The organism is Duganella sp. GW821-FHT07F09 (genome assembly GCF_059418705.1).
In genome coordinates this window covers 260,309-278,627 of record NZ_JBWKQJ010000010.1, presented here as the reverse complement: position 1 = coordinate 278,627, position 18,319 = coordinate 260,309, and the positions used below count along the sequence as shown (strand labels likewise).

16 protein-coding genes are annotated in these 18,319 nt (G+C 64.5%); 3 read left to right on the top strand and 13 right to left on the bottom strand.

The features are described from left to right. Nucleotides 1–14: 14 nt before the first annotated feature. A complete protein-coding gene (gene ctaD / locus AC07P1_RS25475; protein WP_494698455.1) occupies nt 15–1,655 on the top strand; it encodes a cytochrome c oxidase subunit I in 1,641 nt (546 codons plus the stop codon). A 13-nt stretch (nt 1,656–1,668) separates the two neighbouring features. Next, nucleotides 1,669–2,130, top strand: a complete 462-nt coding sequence (locus AC07P1_RS25470) for a DUF2244 domain-containing protein (RefSeq protein ID WP_494698454.1) — start codon at nt 1,669–1,671, stop codon at nt 2,128–2,130. 125 nt (nt 2,131–2,255) lie between these two features. Here AC07P1_RS25470 and AC07P1_RS25465 read toward each other — a convergent pair whose 3' ends face one another. After that, nucleotides 2,256–3,014 carry a helix-turn-helix transcriptional regulator gene (locus tag AC07P1_RS25465; RefSeq protein ID WP_494698453.1) on the bottom strand — a complete coding sequence of 253 codons (759 nt, stop codon included), beginning with the start codon at nt 3,012–3,014 and terminating at the stop codon, nt 2,256–2,258. 91 nt (nt 3,015–3,105) lie between these two features. On the opposite strand from AC07P1_RS25465, the gene AC07P1_RS25460 reads away from it, so the two are divergent. Further along, nucleotides 3,106–3,882 carry a class I SAM-dependent methyltransferase gene (locus tag AC07P1_RS25460; protein WP_494698452.1) on the top strand — a complete coding sequence of 259 codons (777 nt, stop codon included), beginning with the start codon at nt 3,106–3,108 and terminating at the stop codon, nt 3,880–3,882. Between the two features lie 60 nt (nt 3,883–3,942). Here the strand turns inward: AC07P1_RS25460 and AC07P1_RS25455 are convergent, their stop codons facing one another. The 12 genes from AC07P1_RS25455 to AC07P1_RS25400 form a co-directional block, all read right to left on the bottom strand. Beyond that, a complete protein-coding gene (locus AC07P1_RS25455; RefSeq protein ID WP_463452512.1) occupies nt 3,943–4,446 on the bottom strand; it encodes a peroxiredoxin in 504 nt (167 codons plus the stop codon). Nucleotides 4,447–4,598: 152 nt separating this feature from the next. Next, entirely contained in the window at nt 4,599–5,822 is a 1,224-nt protein-coding gene (gene ftsZ / locus AC07P1_RS25450) for a cell division protein FtsZ (RefSeq protein ID WP_315212158.1), read from the bottom strand. Nucleotides 5,823–5,953: 131 nt separating this feature from the next. Further along, nucleotides 5,954–7,186: a cell division protein FtsA gene (gene ftsA / locus AC07P1_RS25445; RefSeq protein WP_209724832.1), complete on the bottom strand. Its 1,233-nt coding sequence runs from the start codon at nt 7,184–7,186 to the stop codon at nt 5,954–5,956. Between the two features lie 12 nt (nt 7,187–7,198). Next, on the bottom strand, nt 7,199–8,005 hold the full coding sequence (locus tag AC07P1_RS25440) for a cell division protein FtsQ/DivIB (protein WP_315212162.1): 807 nt from the start codon (nt 8,003–8,005) through the stop codon (nt 7,199–7,201). A 7-nt stretch (nt 8,006–8,012) separates the two neighbouring features. Continuing rightward, entirely contained in the window at nt 8,013–8,972 is a 960-nt protein-coding gene (locus AC07P1_RS25435; protein WP_494698451.1) for a D-alanine--D-alanine ligase, read from the bottom strand. 2 nt (nt 8,973–8,974) lie between these two features. Then, a complete protein-coding gene (gene murC, locus AC07P1_RS25430) occupies nt 8,975–10,366 on the bottom strand; it encodes a UDP-N-acetylmuramate--L-alanine ligase (protein WP_494698450.1) in 1,392 nt (463 codons plus the stop codon). 3 nt (nt 10,367–10,369) lie between these two features. Then, entirely contained in the window at nt 10,370–11,449 is a 1,080-nt protein-coding gene (gene murG, locus AC07P1_RS25425) for an undecaprenyldiphospho-muramoylpentapeptide beta-N-acetylglucosaminyltransferase (protein WP_494698449.1), read from the bottom strand. Then, nucleotides 11,446–12,666, bottom strand: a complete 1,221-nt coding sequence (gene ftsW, locus AC07P1_RS25420; protein WP_494698448.1) for a putative lipid II flippase FtsW — start codon at nt 12,664–12,666, stop codon at nt 11,446–11,448. The genes murG and ftsW overlap by 4 nt, the downstream gene beginning before the upstream one ends. Then, nucleotides 12,666–14,174, bottom strand: coding sequence for a UDP-N-acetylmuramoyl-L-alanine--D-glutamate ligase (gene murD, locus AC07P1_RS25415; protein WP_494698447.1), 1,509 nt, complete (start codon nt 14,172–14,174; stop codon nt 12,666–12,668). Before murD ends, ftsW begins: the two co-directional genes overlap by 1 nt. After that, nucleotides 14,174–15,343 (bottom strand): phospho-N-acetylmuramoyl-pentapeptide-transferase, encoded by a 1,170-nt coding sequence (gene mraY / locus AC07P1_RS25410; protein WP_315212174.1) that lies wholly within the window; start codon nt 15,341–15,343, stop codon nt 14,174–14,176. Before mraY ends, murD begins: the two co-directional genes overlap by 1 nt. 2 nt (nt 15,344–15,345) lie before the next feature. Next, complete coding sequence (locus AC07P1_RS25405; protein WP_494698446.1) at nt 15,346–16,746, bottom strand: UDP-N-acetylmuramoyl-tripeptide--D-alanyl-D-alanine ligase; 1,401 nt, start codon at nt 16,744–16,746, stop codon at nt 15,346–15,348. Continuing rightward, nucleotides 16,746–18,287 carry a UDP-N-acetylmuramoyl-L-alanyl-D-glutamate--2,6-diaminopimelate ligase gene (locus AC07P1_RS25400; RefSeq protein ID WP_494698500.1) on the bottom strand — a complete coding sequence of 514 codons (1,542 nt, stop codon included), beginning with the start codon at nt 18,285–18,287 and terminating at the stop codon, nt 16,746–16,748. Before AC07P1_RS25400 ends, AC07P1_RS25405 begins: the two co-directional genes overlap by 1 nt. Between the last annotated feature and the right edge of the window lie 32 nt (nt 18,288–18,319).

The window sequence follows — 18,319 nt, the reverse complement described above, 5'->3', positions numbered from 1 at the left end:
CAGGGAGACCGACGATGGCCATCGAAACGATCGACGAGGCATTCCAACCCACCGCCAAATCCACACCGGAAGGCTATGTCCACGCCGAGGATCCGGCGCACGCGCACCAGCACGAGCACCCGCACGGCTGGCGCCGCTGGCTGTACGCCACCAACCACAAGGACATCGGCACGCTCTACCTGTGGTTCTCGCTGGCGATGCTGATGGCCGGCGGCCTGCTGGCCATGCTGATCCGGGTCGAGCTGTTCCAACCCGGCCTGCAGTATTTTCATCCCGAGTTCTATAACCAGATGGTCACCCTGCACGGCCTGGTGATGATCTTCGGCGCCATCATGCCCGCCTTCGTCGGCTTCGCCAACTGGATGATCCCGCTGCAAGTCGGCGCCTCCGACATGGCGTTCGCGCGCATGAACAACTTCTCGTTCTGGCTGCTGCCGCCGGCCGCCATGCTGCTGATGGCCTCCTTCTTCAGCGCCGGCGGCGCCACCGCCGCCGGCTGGACCTTGTACCCGCCGCTGTCGACGCAAATGGGCATGGGCATGGACATGGCCATCTTCGCCATCCATCTGATGGGAATCTCGTCCATCATGGGCGCGATCAACATCATCACCACCATCCTCAACCTGCGCGCCAAGGGCATGACCTTGATGCGCATGCCGATGTTCTGCTGGACCTGGCTGATCACCGCCTACCTGCTGATCGCAGTCATGCCGGTGCTGGCCGCCGCCATCACCATGATCCTGACCGACCGCCACTTCGGCACCACCTTCTTCAACGCGGCCGGCGGCGGCGATCCCGTCATGTACCAGCATATCTTCTGGTTCTTCGGCCACCCGGAGGTCTACATTTTGATATTGCCCGCGTTCGGGATGATCTCGGAGATCATCCCGGCGTTCTCGCGCAAGCCGCTGTTCGGCTACGCGTCGATGGTGTATGCCGCCGGGGCCATCGCCATCATTTCCTTCATCGTCTGGGCGCACCACATGTTCGCCACCGGCATGCCCATCACGGGCCAGTTGTTCTTCATGTACGCGACCATGCTGGTGGCCGTACCCACCGGGGTCAAGGTATTCAACTGGATCGCCACGATGTGGCGCGGGGCGATGACCTTCGAGGCGCCGATGCTGTTCGCGGTGGGCTTCCTGTGGGTGTTCACGATAGGCGGCTTCTCGGGCCTGATCCTGGCGGTCGCGCCGATCGACATCCAGGTGCACGACACCTACTACGTCGTCGCCCACTTCCACTACGTGCTGGTGGCCGGCTCGCTGTTCGCGCTGTTCGCCGGCTACTACTACTGGGTGCCGAAGTGGACCGGATACATGGTCGATGAATGGCGCGCCGCCTTCCACTTCTGGAACTCGCTCGTCTGGGTCAACGTCACCTTCTTCCCGATGCACTTCCTCGGGTTGGCCGGTATGCCGCGCCGCTACGCCGACTACTCGACCCAGTTCACCGACTACAACCAGATGGCCACGGTGGGCGCCTTGCTGTTCGGGCTGACGCAGGTATACTTCCTGTTCGCCGTCGTGCTGCCGACCATCCGCGGCGGCAAGCGCGCCCCGGCCCAGCCGTGGGAGGGCGCCAACGGCCTGGAATGGACGGTGCCGAGTCCGGCGCCGTTCCACACCTTCGAAAAACCGCCGCAGGTGGTTTGAACGGGAGCGAGCGATGCCGCGTGATGTGCCTTCGGAACGACGCAGTTGGCTGTTGCAACGGCGCGCGGCGCTACGGCGGCCGCAACTGACCGTGCTGTTCGCCACGCTCTGCTGTCCGACGCTGGCAATCAGTATCGCCTTCCTGTATTGGGGCTACTGGCACATGCTGGCGTACGCGCTGCTCGAGATGGCCGCGCTGGCCGCCTGCTTGGGCTACTACGGACGCCACCTCGACGACTACGACCGCATCGACATATCAGAAAATGGCATCGTCGTTGAACAGCGCAGGGGCAACCGGTGCAGCTATCGCCATCTCGACCTGTGGAGCACCCGCCTGCTCTCGCCGGTACGTGAAGGCGACCCGATACGGATCGACGACAAACGCGATAGCGTGGTTACCCTGGGAGGTTTTCTCAGCACGGAGGAACGCCGCCGCCTCGCCAATGAACTAGGTCAGTGTCTGCGCAATAGATGACATCGCGGATGACATCGAGGCCATCGACGCGCCGACGGTGGCTCACGCATGGCCGATTACGGCGTTCCGCCTAATCCGCCCTACGTGGATCTGCGGTTTTCCGATTGCGCAGGCCTCCGCGCCGGTTAGATCGGCAGCAGCATCACCAGCTTCAGGTCGTGGCGTTTGGCCAGATGCAGGGTTACCTGGTTGAAGCGCAGTTCGCCGCCTTCAAGCGATTGGAAACTCCGCAACCCGCCCTCCCTGCCCACCACGTCCTGCAGGCGCCACAACTCCCGGAACTCGGCGCTGTCGCGCGCCACGTCTGCGATCAACTCGCGCACGGCCGGTTGCTCTGCGTGCTTGCCGATGTCGGCGCGGAACTCGGCCACCAGCCGCCGCGCGCGCTCCGGCCAATCGACGATCAACCCGCGCGCCGCCGCCGACTGGAACATGAAGCGCAACAGGTTCGGCGACGGTCCATCCAGCCAGCCGGCGAACAACCGCGCCGCCCCGTCGTTCCACGCCACCGCATCCCAGCGCAGATCGAGCATATACGCCGGCGCCTCCACCGCCGCCACGATCGCGTCCAGCGCCACCTCGGCCGGTGCGCCATCGGCATCGCCATGCGGATCGAGCCGCTCGGCCAAGCTGAACAAATAACCACGCTCGGCCGCGCTCAGTTGCAGCACCTCGGCCAACCTCGCGAGCATCTTGCCCGACGCCGACACCGGCCTGCCCTGCTCCAGCCACGTCAGCCACGTCGGGCTGACCTCGCACAGCTGGGCCAGCTCCTCGCGCCTGAGCCCCGGCGTACGCCGCCGTCCCCCTCCCGGCAGCCCGACGCTGGCCGGCGTGGTGCGCTCCCGATGGGCGCGGATGAAATCGCCTAACTTGTTTTGCATGGTGATTTTTATACCAGGATAAGTACTTGCCTTGTTACAGGATATAAACCCGCCTATTCTGCCCTGACCCGCCCAATTCAGGAGAAATAAAATGCAACAGCAAGCCGTCGTCGCCCAACAATTCGGCCAAACCGCCAGCGCCTACCTGACCAGCGCCGTCCACTCGCAGGGCGCCGACCTGGCCGCGCTGCGCGAACTGGCTGCCGGCCTGGGGAAACCACCCGTGGTGCTCGATCTCGGCTGCGGCGCCGGCCACGCCAGCTTCGCCGTCGCCCCGGCCGCGCGCTCGGTCACCGCGTTCGACCTGTCTTCTGAAATGCTCGCTGTGGTGGCCGGCGCCGCCAAGGAACGCGGCCTGCGCAACATCGCCACCGAACAAGGCGACGTGGCGAACCTGCCGTTCGCCGACGCCTCGTTCTGCATGGTCGTCACGCGCTTCTCGGCGCACCACTGGTTCGACGTGCCGGCGGCGCTGCGCGAAGTCAAGCGCGTGCTCAAGCCCAACGGCATGCTGGTCGTCATCGACATCACCGCGCCGGAGGTCCCGCTGCACGACACCACCCTGCAGGCGGTAGAACTGCTGCGCGACGGCTCGCACGTGCGCGATTACCGCCCGTCCGAGTGGACCGCGATGCTGCAGGCGGCAGGCTTCCTGCCGGAACGCGCCGGCGACTGGAAGCTGCAGATGGTATTCGATGAATGGACCGCGCGCATACGCACGCCGCCCGAGCGGGTGGCCGCGATCCGCAGCCTGTTCGCCAGCGCGCCGGAGGAAACGCTGAAGTACTTCGAGGTCCAATCCGATGACTCGTTCACGATCGACTCGACGCTGTTCAAGGCCACACATAAGCACAGCGACATCTACTAAACCGACAGACGTAAAAAAAGGCGCCGTCTCCGGCGCCCTCTTCACTGCATCAGCACTAGCTTACGCCTGGCCCAGCAGGGTCTCGGCGTTCGACACTTCGAACTTGCCACCTTGTTCCACGTTCAGCTGCTTGACGACGCCGTCTTCGACCAGCATCGAATAGCGCTGCGAGCGCGTGCCCATGCCGTGCTTGCTGAAGTCGGCGTCCAGGCCCAGCGCCTTGCTGTAGGCGGCGTTGCCGTCAGCCATCATGCGGACGGTGCCGGTGGCTTTCTGGTCGCGGCCCCAGGCGCCCATGACGAACGCGTCATTGACCGAGATGCACCAGATTTCATCGACGCCCTTGGCCTTCAGGTCGGCGGCGTGCTTGACGTAGCCTGGCACGTGCTGTGCCGAGCAGGTCGGGGTGTAGGCGCCTGGCAGGCCGAAGATCGCGATCTTCTTGCCCTTTACCAAGTCTTGCACATTGAACGTGTTCGGGCCGAGCGAGCAGCCTTCGGTTTCGGTTTCGACGAATTCGGACAGGGTGCCTTCCGGCAGGGTATCGCCAATCTTGATGGTCATGTGTGACTCCTTTTGTTGGGGTAGTGAACGTAAAAAAGCCGCGGCAAGCGCGGCTTCTCCCGGCATAGAACGCACAGTATGCCTGAACCCCGGCCATCCTGCACAATCGTGCGGGATGGCCCAAGCGACTTTTGGTGAGTCCCGATCGACTCTTAGTCGGCCTGCTTGCGCAGGAAGGCTGGAATGTCGTAGGTCTCCATGCCGTTCTTTTCCATCGCGCGCACCTGCTCGGATGCCGACTCGCGACGCCATACCGCCGGCGCCTTCATGCCGTCGAAGGCCGGGGCGCCACCGCCGCCCATGCCGCCGGTCGCACCCATCGACACGCCGGCCGACGCCGCGCCACCCAAGGCGCCCGAAGGCATCATCGGGCTGTTGTGGGTACCGGTGCGCAGCAGCTGCTGCGGCACCAGCTGCACGTGCTTCTTGTTCTTGCCCAGGCCAGTGGCCACCACGGTGACGCGGATCTCGTCGCCCATCGTGTCGTCGTAGGCGATACCCTGGGCGATCGAAGCGTCCGGCGCCGCGAACGCGCGCACGGCGGCCATGACTTCCTTGATCTCCTTACCCTTCAGGCCACGGCTTGCGGTCACGTTGACCAGCACACCGCGCGCGCCCGACAGGTCGACGCCGTCCAGCAGCGGCGAAGCCACCGCCTGTTCGGCCGCGATGCGCGCGCGGTCGATGCCCGACGCGGTCGCGGTGCCCATCATGGCCTTGCCCTGCTCGCCCATGATGGTTTTCACGTCGTTGAAGTCGACGTTGATGTGGCCCGGCACGTTGATGATCTCGGCGATACCGGCGACGGCGTTGTTCAGCACATCGTCGGCGTGCTGCAGCCACTCGATCAGCGATTCATCTTCGTAGATCTCTTCGAGCTTCTCGTTCAGGATCACGATCAGCGAGTCGACGTGCTGCGACAGCTGCTCCAGGCCTTCGTCGGCGATGTCCATGCACTTCTGGCCTTCGTGCGAGAACGGCTTCGATACCACCGCCACGGTCAAGGCGCCCAGCGACTTGGCCACTTCGGCCACGATCGGTGCGGCGCCGGTGCCGGTGCCACCGCCCATGCCGGCGGCGATGAACACCATGTGCGCGCCGCGCAGCGCGTCTTCGATGCGCGAACGCGATTCCTCGGCCAGCTTGCGGCCGACGTCCGGCTTCATACCCGCACCCAGGCCGGTCTCGCCGATCTGGATGACGTTGTGCGCGCGCGAGGTGGACAGCGCCTGCGCGTCGGTGTTTGCGGCGATGAACTCCACGCCGGACATGCCTTTAACGATCATGTGTTGAACTGCGTTGCCACCTGCTCCGCCGACTCCGACGACCTTGATGACGGTGCCCAAAGCTGCGTTATCGACCATATCAAACTCCATGATGTGCTCCCTATCAGAATGCGGTTTTCAAGCGCCAGTCCTCATATTTGTAGGAGAACTGGGGATTGAAAACTGCGGTTTCAATTTAAAAAAATTTGGTGAAAACCACCCGTGTTTTTACTCGTACTGCTTTAGAAATTACCTAAGAACCATTCCTTCATGCGCTGCCATACCGCCTTCACCGACCCATCCTGCCGCGTGACGATGTGACCACGCAGGTACTGCTTTTTCGCTTCCAACAACAGGCCAAGCACGGTCGCGTAGCGCGGGCTGCGCACCACGTCGGCCAACTGGCCACGATAGTCCGGCGTACCAAGGCGCGCCGGCTTGAGGAATATGTCTTCCGCCATTTCGACCATGCCCGGCATGATCGCGGTGCCGCCGGTCAGAACGATGCCCGACGAGAGCACGCCCTCGTAGCCGGATTCGCGCACCACTTGGTGCACCATCGCGAACAGCTCCTCGACGCGCGGCTCGATCACCGCCGCCAGCGCCTGGCGCGACAGGTTGCGCGGACCACGGTCGCCCAACCCCGGCACCTCCAGGCTCTCGCCCGGATCGGCCAGCACCTGCTTGGCCACGCCGTAGCGGATTTTGATTTCTTCGGCTTCCGAGGTCGGCGTACGCAGCGCCATCGCGATGTCGTTGGTGATCTGGTCGCCGGCGATCGGGATCACGGCGGTGTGGCGGATCGCACCGTCGGAGAACACCGCCACGTCGGTGGTGCCGCCGCCGATATCGATCAGCACAACACCCAGCTCTTTTTCGTCGGGCGTGAGCACCGCGTCGGCCGAGGCCATCGGCTGCAAAATCAGGTCCGACACTTCCAGCCCGCAGCGGCGCACGCACTTGACGATGTTCTGCACCGCCGACACGGCGCCGGTGACGATATGGACTTTCACTTCAAGGCGGATGCCGCTCATGCCGATCGGTTCGCGCACATCTTCCTGGCTGTCGACGATGAACTCCTGCGGCACCGTATGCAGCAGCTGCTGGTCTGTCGGGATGTTAACCGCCTTTGCCGTTTCGATGACGCGCGCCACGTCGGTCGCCGTCACTTCCTTTTCCTTGATCGCCACCATGCCGCTCGAATTGAAGCTGCGGATATGGCTGCCCGCGATGCCGGCGTAGACATTGCGGATCTTGCAGTCGGCCATCAGCTCCGCTTCTTCCAGCGCGCGCTGGATCGATTCGACGGTCGCTTCGATGTTGACCACCACGCCCTTCTTCAGGCCTTTCGATTCGTGCTGACCCAGCCCGATCACCTCGTGGCGTCCATCGCCCATCACCTCGGCCACCACGGCCACCACTTTCGAGGTGCCGATGTCGAGACCGACGATCAGGTTTTTAGCGTCTTTTGTCATGTCTGTTGCTACCTAGTGTTGGGGTTTAACGCTTATCGTTTTTTTTGCTGCCGCTTTTGGCTTGGCGCCCTCTTTCGGAATCTTCAATCCCGTCGCGCTCAGGGCCAGGCCGTTCTGGTACCGCATATCTATCGTCTCTATGTCGGGCAAGTGCTCCACCAGTTGCGGATAAATCCCCGTCAGCCGGTCCACCCGTTCCTTCAACGTGGTGCTGGTCTGCTCGCGACCCAGCGCCACGCTCATGCCGTTATCGAGCCGCACCGTCCACGCATAGCGGCTCGACAGCGACAGCGCCTGCGGCACCAGCTTGAGCGGCGCGAACCAGCCACGCAGCTCGGCGTAACGCGACATCACTTCCTTCTCGCTGCCATCGGGCCCGTCGAACGCCGGCAGCTCGTGGTCCTCTTCCGCCTCGGCCAGGTTGGCGGTGAACACATCGCCCTTGACCGACAGCAGCCGTCCGTCCTCGCCCCACGTTCCCAGCGCCTCATGCTCCTCCAGCGCCACGATCAACTGGTCCGGCCACTCGCGGCGGACCGTTGCGCGGCGTACCCAGGGCACCGATTCGAACGCCAGGCGCACCGCGTCCAGGTTGGTCGTGAAGAAGTTGCCCTTGATGCGGCCCAGCGCATTGTTGCGCAGGGTCAGATGATTCACATGCTGTAACTCGTCATGCCCGATGCTCTCGATACGAATCGTGCGCAGGTTGAACGCCGGGCGCTGCGCCACCCACCACACGCCGGCGGCGATGCATGCCAACAGCACCAGGGCGAAAATGCCGTTGGCGGTTGCATTCAAGGCTTTAGCGTCTTGCCACATCTGCTGCTTATCCCTTCATCTTCAAACTGGCCGTGCGCAAAATTTCCACGCACAGGTCTTCATAGCTGATGCCCGTCGCGCGCGCCGCCATCGGCACCAGCGAGTGCGTCGTCATGCCGGGCGAGGTGTTCACCTCCAGCAGGAACGGCTTCTGATCGCGCTCGCGCAGCAGCACGTCGACCCGTCCCCAGCCCTCGCAGCCGAGCGAGCGGTACGCTTCCACGGCGATGCGCTGCATCTCGGCGGTCAGCGCGTCCGGCAGCACCGCCGGGCAAACGTATTTGACGTCGTCGGTGAAGTACTTGTTCTGGTAGTCGTAATTGCCGGCCGGCGCGATGATCTCGACGATCGGCAAAGCGCGCGCGTCGGCGCCGCCGCCCAGCATCGCCACCGTGAACTCGCGCCCGGTGACGAATTCCTCCGCCAGCACCGAGTCGTCCAGCGCGGCGGCGATGTCGTAGGCGGCCTTGAATTCCCCGGCGGCGTTGACCTTGGTGATGCCGATGGTCGAGCCCTCGTGCGGCGGCTTGACGATCAGCGGCAGGCCCAGATCCGCCGTGATCTTGTCCAGATCCGAGCTCGAATTGAGCACCGCGTAGTTCGGCGTCGGCAGGCCGGCGGCCAGCCACACGATCTTGGTGGTGATCTTGTCCATGCCCACCGAGCTGGCCATCACGCCGCTGCCGGTGTACGGAATGCCCAGCAGTTCCAGCGCGCCCTGCAGGCTGCCGTCTTCGCCGTAGCGGCCATGCAGCGCGATGAACACGCGGTCGAATTTTTCCGCCGCCAGTTCGGCCAGCGAGCGTTCGGCCGTGTCGAAAGGATGGGCGTCGACGCCCTTGCTTTGCAACGCGGCCAGCACGCCGGTGCCGGACATCAGGGACACTTCGCGCTCGGCCGAGCGGCCGCCGAACAGCACGCCGACCTTGCCGAAAGTTTTTACATCGATAGGAGTAAGCTGGTTCACGATCAGACCTTTGGATAATTAGTCAGTTTCGCCGGGACGCCGCTGATCGAGCCCGCGCCCATGGTCATGACGACGTCGCCGTCGCGCACCACGTTCATGATGGTTTCCGGCATATCGCTGATTGCCTCTACAAAAATCGGTTCCGTCTTGCCGCGCGCGCGAAGGGCGTGCGCCAGCGCGCGGCCGTCGGCCGCCACGATGGGCGCCTCGCCTGCGGCGTAGACCTCGGCCAGCACCAGCACGTCGGGCGTACCCAGTACCTTGACGAAGTCCTCGAACAGGTCGCGCGTGCGGCTGTAGCGGTGCGGCTGGAAAGCCAGCACCAGGCGGCGGCCCGGATAGGCGGCGCGCGCGGCGCCGGTGGTCACTTCCATCTCCAGCGGGTGGTGGCCGAAGTCGTCCACCAGCGTAAAGGTGCCGCCGCCGGGAATCGCGACCTCGCCATATTTGGTGAAGCGACGGCCGACACCTGCGAAACCGGCCAGGCCGGCCTGGGTGGCGCTGTCCTCGATGCCGATCTCGCGGGCGATGGCGATCGCCGAGCAGGCGTTCTGCACGTTGTGCATGCCGGGCTGGTTCAGCACCACGTCCAAGTCCGGATAACCTTCCTGGATCACGGTGAAGTGCATCTCCACGCCGACCGCGCGGGCGTTCACGGCGCGCACTTCGGCGTCCTCGTGGAAGCCGTAGGTGGTCACCGGCTTGGTCACGTGCGGAATGATCGAGCGCACGTTGGCGTCGTCGATGCACAGCATGGCGCGGCCGTAGAACGGCAGGCGGTGCGTGAAGTGGACGAACGCCTGCTTGAGCTTTTCGAAATCGTGCTCGTAGGTTTCCATGTGATCGGCGTCGATGTTGGTGATCACTTCGATCATCGGCGTCAGGTTCAGGAACGACGCATCCGATTCATCGGCTTCCGCCACCAGATACTCGCCGCTACCCAGTTTCGCGTTGGCGCCGGCGGAAGTCAGGCGGCCGCCGATGACGAAGGTCGGATCCAGGCCGCCCTGCGCCAGCACCGACGCCACCAGGCTGGTGGTGGTGGTCTTGCCGTGCGTACCGGCGATGGCGATGCCGCGTTTGAGACGCATCAACTCGCCCAGCATCACCGCGCGCGGAACGATGGGAATCTTGCGGCTGCGCGCCGCGACGATTTCAGGATTGTCCTGTTGTACAGCGGTCGAGGTCACGACGGCGTCGGCGTCGCCGATGTTTTCGGTCGCGTGGCCCTGGAACACTTTCGCGCCCATGTCCGCCAGGCGCTGGGTGACAGCGTTGCTGCCCAGGTCCGAGCCGGAGACGGTGTAGCCGAGCGTAAGCAGCACTTCGGCGATGCCGCTCATGCCGCTGCCGCCGATGCCGACGAAGTGTATGTTCTGTACTTTATGCTTCACTGCTTAACCTTTTACCTTTGCCGATTGTTCCAATGCTTGAGCGATCGATTCGTTCGAATCGCGTTTGCCGACCTTGTACGCCGCCGTGGCCATCGTCAGGCAGGCGTTGCGGGTCAGCGTTTCCAGCAGCGTCGCCACACTTTGCGCGCTCATTTCCGTCTGCGGCATATGGATCGCCGCGTTCTGCTTCGCCATCCACTGCGCGTTGTCGCGCTGGTGGCTGGTGGTCGACGCCACCAGCGGCACCAGCACGCTGGCCACGCCGGCGGCGGTCAGCTCCGACACGGTGATCGCGCCGGCGCGGCAGACCACCACGTCGGCGGCGCTATAGGCGGCGGCCATGTCGTCGATGAAGTCGACCACATTGGCCTGCACGCCGGCTTGCGCGTACGACGCGCGCAGCGCATCGATGTTCTTCTTGCCCGACTGGTGCGTCACCAGCGGACGCTGGCCCGCCGGGATCAGCGCCAGCGCCGCCGGCAGGTTGTCGTTGAGCGCCTTCGCGCCCAGGCTACCGCCGACGACCAGTATCCGCAGCGGACCTTCGCGGCCGGCGAAACGCTGCGCCGGCGCCGGCATGTCCAGAATCTCTTTGCGCACCGGATTGCCGGTGACGACGGCCTTGTCGGCCGCTTTGCCGAAATCGGCCGGGAAGCCGAAGCACACGCGGTCCGCGAACGGCACCAGCGTCTTGTTCGACAACAGCAGCGCGGCGTCGGCGTTGACCAGCACCAGCGGCACGCCGCCCATGCGCGCCATCAGGCCGCCCGGAACCGTCACGTAACCGCCCATGCCCAGCACCACGTCCGGCTTGCGGCTGCCGATGTAGCCACGGCAGGCGATGAAGGCCTTGACCATCTTCAGCGCGCCGCCGAGCGAGTGCTTCAAGCCCTTGCCGCGCATGCCGGTGAAGTCGATGCTGTCCATCGCGATGCCGTGTTTCGGCACCAGTTCCTGCTCCATGCCGGCGGAGGTGCCCAGCCAGGTCACGTCCCAGCCGCGCGCGCGCATCGTCTGCGCGATCGCCAGGCCGGGGAAAATGTGGCCGCCGGTGCCGGCCGCCATGATCATCAACTTTTTCATAGTCTGCCACCGCGCATCAGAACCCGGTTCTCGTAATCGATCCGGAGCAGGATCGCGAGTCCGACGCAGTTAATCACAACACCCGTGCCGCCATAGCTCATCAGCGGCAGGGTCAGGCCCTTGGTCGGCAGCAGGCCAAGGTTCACGCCCATGTTAATAAACGTCTGCACGCCGATCCAGATGCCGATGCCCTTGGCCGTCAGGCCGGCGAAAGTCTGGTCGATGGCGATCGCCTGGCGACCGATATCGAAGGCGCGCTTGACGATCCAGTAGAAACAGCCGATCACCACCAGCACGCCCACCAGCCCCAGTTCCTCGCCGATCACCGCCATCAAGAAGTCGGTGTGCGCCTCCGGCAGGTAGTGCAGCTTCTCGACGCTGCCGCCCAGGCCAACGCCGAAGATCTCGCCACGTCCGAAGGCGATCAGCGAGTGGGTCAGCTGATATGCCTTGTTCAATGCGTTGTCCTCTTCCCACGGATTCAGGTAGGCGAAGTAGCGCTCGCGGCGGAATTTCGACAGCGCGATGATCGAGCCGAAGATCGCCACCAGCATGACGCCGATGCCGCCGAACCAGATGGCGTTGATCCCGCCCAGGAACAAAATGCCCATGGCGATGCAGACGATCACGCCGAATGCGCCCAGGTCCGGCTCCAGCAGCAGCAACAGACCGACGAAGCCGACCGCCGCCGCCATCGGCATGAAGCCCTTGGTCAGCTTGTGCATGTATTCCTGCTTGCGCACCGTGTAGTCGGCGGCGTACAGCACCGCGACGACCTTCATCAGTTCCGACGGCTGGATCTTGATCACCACCAGCGACAGCCAGCGGCGGCTGCCGTTGACGACCGAGCCGAGGCCCGGAATCAGCACCATCACCAGCAGCACCAAGGTGGCGATGAACAGGTACGGCGCCGCCTTCTGCAACGTCGATATGCGGGTACGGAACACGAACAGGCCGATGATCAGCGAAACGACGACGAACATCGCCTGGCGTTGCAGGAAGTAGGTGTTCTGCCAGCGGGTGTAGTTGGCGAACTTGGGCGAGTCGGGCAGCGAGATCGAGGCCGAATACACCATCACCATCCCCAGCAGCATCAGCAACAGGGTGACCCAGACCAGCGGCTGGTCGTACTCCATCATCTTGGATTGCCGCGCGCGGCTGTCCATCGACGGAACCGTCGATTTCGCGCCAAAACGGAACGGCATCTGGAGCGCCATCAGATCTCCTGTCCGTTATCGAGGGCGATATCGCGCACGGTGTCGATAAACACCTGGGCGCGATGCGCATAGTTCTTGAACATGTCCATGCTGGCGCAGGCCGGCGACAGCAGCACGGCGTCGCCGCCCCTGGCCAGTTCGCTGGCGCGCTTGACGGCCAGCGGCAGGTCGGTGCCGCAGTCCACCAGCTCGACGCCCGAAGGTTCCAGCGCGGCGCGCAGCAGCGGCGCGTCGCGGCCGATCAGCAGCACGGCGCGCGCGTAGCGCGACACCGGTTCGGCCAGCGGTGCGAAGTCCTGGCCCTTGCCGTCGCCGCCCATGATCACCAGCAGACGCTGGTCGGCGCCGGTGAACGCCTTGCCCAGGCCATTGAGCGCGGCCACGGTGGCGCCGACGTTGGTGCCCTTGCTGTCGTCGTAGTATTCGATTTCGTTGATCGCGCCGACCAGCTCCACGCGGTGCGGCTGGCCGCGATACTCGCGCAGGCCGTGCAGCAGCGGCGCCAATGGCAGGTCGATGGCGCGGCACAGCGCCAGCGCGGCCAGCGCGTTGGCGGCATTGTGCACGCCGCGAATCTGCAGCGCGTCGGCCGGCATCAGGTTCTTGACCATGCACTCGACCGGCGGTGGCGGCGGATCGTTCTTCTTGCGTTTTTTCGGCTCGGCTTCCTCTTCGGACGGAATCGCCGTCGCCAGCCACAAGACCCCGCGCTCGTTGTTCAGGCCGAAATCGTCGCGCACGGCCGGCGCGTCGGTACCGAAGGTGACGTTCTGGCCGGTGGCGCTGGCCATGCGCATGACGGTGGCGTCTTCGCGATTGAGCACGCGCACGGTGTCGGCCGCGAAGACGCGGTGCTTGGCGGCGGCGTACGACGGCATGTCGCCGTGCCAGTCCAGATGGTCCTGGGTCACGTTCAGCACCGTGGCGGCATCCGCCTCCAGGGTAAAGGTGGTTTGCAGCTGGAAGCTGGAGAGCTCAAGCACCCAAATCTCCGGCAACGTATCTTCGTCCATCACCTGGCGCAGCACGTCCAGTGCCGCCGGGCTGATATTGCCTGCCACGCGCACGCTCTTGCCCGCGCGTTCGCATAGTTGGCCGACCAGGGTGGTGACGGTGGTCTTGCCGTTGGTGCCGGTGATGGCGATGATCTTCGGCGAATAGGCGCGTTCCTTCTCCAGCGCTTCCAGCGCCTGCGCGAACAGCTCGATCTCGCCCCAGACGGGAATATTCGCCGAGGAAGCCGCAGGGCCGATCTCCGCCAGCTCGCGGTAAGGCGCCAGGCCGGGGCTGACGGCGACGAAATCGACGCCTTCGAGCAGCGCGGCGCTGAACGGACCGGCGACGAATTCGACGTCGGCGATCGCCTCTTTCAGCGCCGGCAAACGCTCCGGCGACTCACGGGTATCGGCAACGCGCACGCGCGCGCCGCTGCGGGCGAGCCACAGCGCCATCGCCAGGCCCGATTCTCCGAGCCCCAGTACCAGTGCGTTTTTGCCTTCGTAGATCATCAGCGCAGTTTCAAAGTAGAGAGTCCGACCAGCACCAGCATCATCGTGATAATCCAGAAGCGCACGACGACCTGAGTCTCTTTCCAGCCTTTTTGTTCGAAGTGGTGGTGCAAGGGCGCCATCAGGAACACGCGGCGGCCGACGCCGAAACGCTTCTTGGTGTATTTGAACCAGCCCACCTGCATAATCACCGACACCGTCTCGGCGACGAAAATACCGCCCATGATGAACAACACGATTTCCTGGCGCACGATCACGGCGATGGTGCCCAGCGCGCCGCCCAAGGCCAGCGCGCCGACGTCGCCCATGAACACTTGCGCCGGGTGCGTGTTAAACCACAGGAAGGCCAAGCCGGCGCCGGCCAGCGCGCCGCAGAAGATAATCAGTTCGCCCGCGCCGGGAATGTGCGGAATGAACAGATACTTCGAATACGTCGCGCTACCGGTCAGGTAAGCGAACAGGCCGAGTGCCGAACCGACCATAATCGTCGGCATGATCGCCAGGCCGTCCAGGCCATCGGTGAAGTTAACGGCGTTGCTGGTCCCGACGATGACACAATATGTCAGCGCGATGAAACCCCACACGCCCAACGGATAGCTGATGGTCTTGAAGAACGGGACGATCAAGTCGGCCTTGGGCGGCAAATCCATCGAAAAGCCCGACTGCACCCAGGCGAAGAACAGCTCAAAGACCTTGCCGGCGTTGGGCGCGGAGACCGAGAACGCCAGGTATAGCGCGGCGGCCAGGCCGACCAGCGACTGCCAGAAGTACTTTTCCGCCGAGCGCATGCCTTCCGGGTCCTGGCGCACCACCTTGCGGTAGTCGTCGACCCAGCCGACGGCGCCGAAGCCCAAGGTGACGACCAGCACCGGCCAGATCAAGCGGTTCGACAGGTCGCACCACAACAGGGTCGACACGCCGATGGCGATCAGGATCAACAGGCCGCCCATGGTCGGCGTGCCGTGTTTTTTCAGGTGGGTCTGCGGACCGTCGGTGCGCACGGCCTGGCCGTACTTCATCGCGGTCAGCATGCGGATCACGGCCGGACCGGCGCACAAGCCGATCAACAAGGCGGTGGCGGCGGCGAACACCGCGCGGAAGGTGATGAAGTTGAAGACCCGCAGGGGGCCGATCTCGTCCTGGAAAAACTGTGCGAGCCAGAGCAGCATGATTAGTGACTTTCCTTGTTAGCTTGTTGCGATCCAATCAAATGCTGCACGACCCGTTCCATTTTCATGAAGCGGGAGCCCTTGATTAATACGGTTGCATTCGGTGCGACGGCTGCCTCCACGGCAGCCAGCAAGTCGCCGAACTGTTCAAAATGGCGAATGGCGTCCCCCTTCATGTGGGATGCCAGTTCGCCGGTGGCCAGCACCTGTTCGATGCCTTTACTGTGCGCGTAAGCGCCTATCTCTTCGTGGAACTCGCGGCCTTGCGTGCCGACTTCGCCCATATCGCCCAGCACCAGCACACGCGGCGCGGCCGCTTTCGACAGCACGTCGATGGCGGCGCGCACCGAATCCGGGTTGGCGTTGTAGGTGTCGTCGATGACGACGGCGCCGTTGGCGGCGGTCTTCTTTTGCAGCCGGCCGCTGACGGGCGCGAAGGTGTCGAGTCCCAGCTTGATCTTGTCCAGCGCGATGCCGGCGGCATACGTGCATGCCACGGCGGCCAGCGCATTGCGCACATTGTGTTCGCCCGCCGCTTGCAAATTCACGAAGAACTGCTCCGGCTCGACGCCATCCACAGAGCGGATGGTGATGAACATCTCGCTGCCGAAGTCTCCGGCACGGAAGGTGCAGCTGACTTCAGCGTCCTTGGTCAGGCCGAAGCGGATCATGCGGCGTCCGGCCGACAGCTCTTCCCAGATCGGCGTGAACTCGTCGCCGTGCGGGAACACCGCCACGCCCCCGGCGGGCAGGCCGGCCAGCACGGCGCCGTTTTCGCGCGCCACCGCCTCCACCGTGTGCATGAACTCCTGGTGTTCGCGCTGGGCGTTGTTGACCATGGCGATGGTCGGCACGGCGATGGCGACCAGGCGGCCGATCTCGCCCGGATGGTTCATGCCCATCTCGATGACGGCCGACTGCTGCTTCGCTTCCATGCGGAACAGCGTCAAGGGCACGCCGATTTCGTTATTCAGGTTGCCGCGCGTGGCCAGGCGGCCTTCTTCGCCGTGGGCGGCGGCCAGGATCGCCGCGATCATTTCCTTGACCGTGGTCTTGCCGTTGCTGCCGGTGACGCCGATGACCGGCATGGCGAACTGGCGGCGCCAGTGATTGGCGATCTGTCCCAGCGCGGTCAAGGTATTGGGCACTACAACCGCAGGCAAGGACCAGCCTTCCGGCAGCTCCTCGACGACAACGGCCGCGACGCCCTTCTCCGCGACCTGCGCGAGGAAGTTGTGGGCGTCGAATACTTCGCCGCGCAAGGCGACGAACAAAGAACCTGCGGAGACATTGCGGCTGTCGGTCGACACGCCCGCAAATACAACTTCACCCGAATCGGCGGAGGCATTCACCAGCCGCGCGCCCGGGAGGGAAGGCAGAATCTGTGCGAGTGCTGCACGCATCAATTCGTCCTCATCATGGTTAAACGGGCCGACAACGCCAGCTGCGCGTGGTCGACATCGGAGAATGGCAATTTCTTGCCCTTGATTTCCTGGTACGGCTCATGGCCTTTGCCGGCCAACAGGATCACATCCGGCTTGGCGGCGTGCTTGATCGCCGACAGGATCGCGGCGGCGCGGTCGTCCAGGGTCTGCACCGTCGACGCCGGGTTGTTCCGGTCCATGCCGGCGACGATCTGCTCGATGATCGAGTGCGGATCTTCGCTGCGCGGGTTGTCGCTGGTGACCAGCACGTGGTCGGCCATCTGCGCGATCTTGCCCATCTGCGGACGCTTGCCCGGATCGCGGTCGCCGCCGCAGCCGAACACGCACCACAGCTGGCCGCCACGGTCGCTCGCCACGGCGCGCAGCGCCACCAGGGTTTTCTCCAGCGCGTCCGGCGTGTGCGCATAGTCGATGACGATCATCGGCGCGTCCTGCCCGCCGACCTGCTGCATGCGGCCAGGGGCCGGCACCAACGCCTCGACCGCCTCGATGGCGGCGCGCAGGCCCAGCCCCTTGGCCAGCATCGCGCCCATCACGCCCAGCGCGTTGCTGATATTGAAGTGGCCGACCAGCTTGGTTTTGATCAACGCCACGCCCAGCGCCGACTCCAGGTGGAACTCGGTGCCGGCGCTGCGGGTGCTGCGGAACTGGCTGGCGCGCAGCATCAGCACACCGTCGATGTCCGGCTGCGTGGCGGCGTCGCGCAAGGTATAGCCGATCAGCGGGATAGTCCCGGCCAACGGCGCCTTGGATTTCAGATGCGCGATCAGGCGCAGGCCCATTGGATCGTCCAGGTTGACGACGGCCGTCTTCAGGCCGGGCCAGTCGAACAATTTGGTCTTGGCCGCTTCATACGCCGCCATGTCGCCGTGGTAGTCCAGGTGATCGCGGGTCAGGTTGGTGAACAGCGCGACGTCGAAATGCATGCCCGCCAGACGGTCCTGTTCCAGACCGATCGACGACGCTTCGATCGCCAGCGACTTCGCGCCTTGGTCGCGCAGGTCGGCCAATGTGCGCGCCAGCAGCACCGCGTCCGGTGTCGTATAGCCGGTGACGTCGTATTCGACTTCCCCGCGCGCGCGGAACACGCCCACGCCCAGGGTGCCGATGACGGCGGCCGGTTCGGCGCCGCGCGACAGGGCCTGCCCCAGCCACACCGCGCTGGAGGTCTTGCCGTTGGTGCCGGTGACGGCAACGGTGAACATCGCCGTATCCGGCTGCTGGTAGAACGCGTGGGCGATCAGGCCCGCATGCTGCTTCAGGTTGTCGACGGTGATATACGGCACTCTCCAGCTGTCGTTCCAGGTGAAGCCGGCGGGATCCACGACGATCAGCGCGGCGCCCTGCTCGATGGCGCTATCAATAAAGCCACGGCCGTCGACGGCGTTGGCCGCGTCGGCTGCGAAAGCAAAAAACACATCGCCCAGCTTGATGCGGCGCGAGTCCGACGCCAGCTGGGCGCCAGGCGCCAGCTTGCGGATCGCTGCCGCGATGGCCATGAAATCGGCCGACGGGTCGAAGTTAAAAGTCG

Bases quoted from the DNA above. Each gene is read 5' to 3' on its own strand.
- AC07P1_RS25470 (WP_494698454.1), top strand. From the start codon at position 1,669: ATGCCGCGTGATGTGCCTTCGGAACGACGCAGTTGGCTGTTGCAACGG.
- AC07P1_RS25465 (WP_494698453.1), bottom strand. From the start codon at position 3,014: ATGCAAAACAAGTTAGGCGATTTCATCCGCGCCCATCGGGAGCGCACC.
- ftsZ (WP_315212158.1), bottom strand. From the start codon at position 5,822: ATGGAGTTTGATATGGTCGATAACGCAGCTTTGGGCACCGTCATCAAG.
- murG (WP_494698449.1), bottom strand. From the start codon at position 11,449: ATGAAAAAGTTGATGATCATGGCGGCCGGCACCGGCGGCCACATTTTC.
- murD (WP_494698447.1), bottom strand. From the start codon at position 14,174: ATGATCTACGAAGGCAAAAACGCACTGGTACTGGGGCTCGGAGAATCG.
- AC07P1_RS25405 (WP_494698446.1), bottom strand. From the start codon at position 16,746: ATGCGTGCAGCACTCGCACAGATTCTGCCTTCCCTCCCGGGCGCGCGG.
- mraY (WP_315212174.1), bottom strand. From the start codon at position 15,343: ATGCTGCTCTGGCTCGCACAGTTTTTCCAGGACGAGATCGGCCCCCTG.
- AC07P1_RS25460 (WP_494698452.1), top strand. From the start codon at position 3,106: ATGCAACAGCAAGCCGTCGTCGCCCAACAATTCGGCCAAACCGCCAGC.
- ftsA (WP_209724832.1), bottom strand. From the start codon at position 7,186: ATGACAAAAGACGCTAAAAACCTGATCGTCGGTCTCGACATCGGCACC.
- AC07P1_RS25440 (WP_315212162.1), bottom strand. From the start codon at position 8,005: ATGTGGCAAGACGCTAAAGCCTTGAATGCAACCGCCAACGGCATTTTC.
- AC07P1_RS25455 (WP_463452512.1), bottom strand. From the start codon at position 4,446: ATGACCATCAAGATTGGCGATACCCTGCCGGAAGGCACCCTGTCCGAA.
- ctaD (WP_494698455.1), top strand. From the start codon at position 15: ATGGCCATCGAAACGATCGACGAGGCATTCCAACCCACCGCCAAATCC.
- AC07P1_RS25400 (WP_494698500.1), bottom strand. From the start codon at position 18,287: ATGGCCATCGCGGCAGCGATCCGCAAGCTGGCGCCTGGCGCCCAGCTG.
- ftsW (WP_494698448.1), bottom strand. From the start codon at position 12,666: ATGGCGCTCCAGATGCCGTTCCGTTTTGGCGCGAAATCGACGGTTCCG.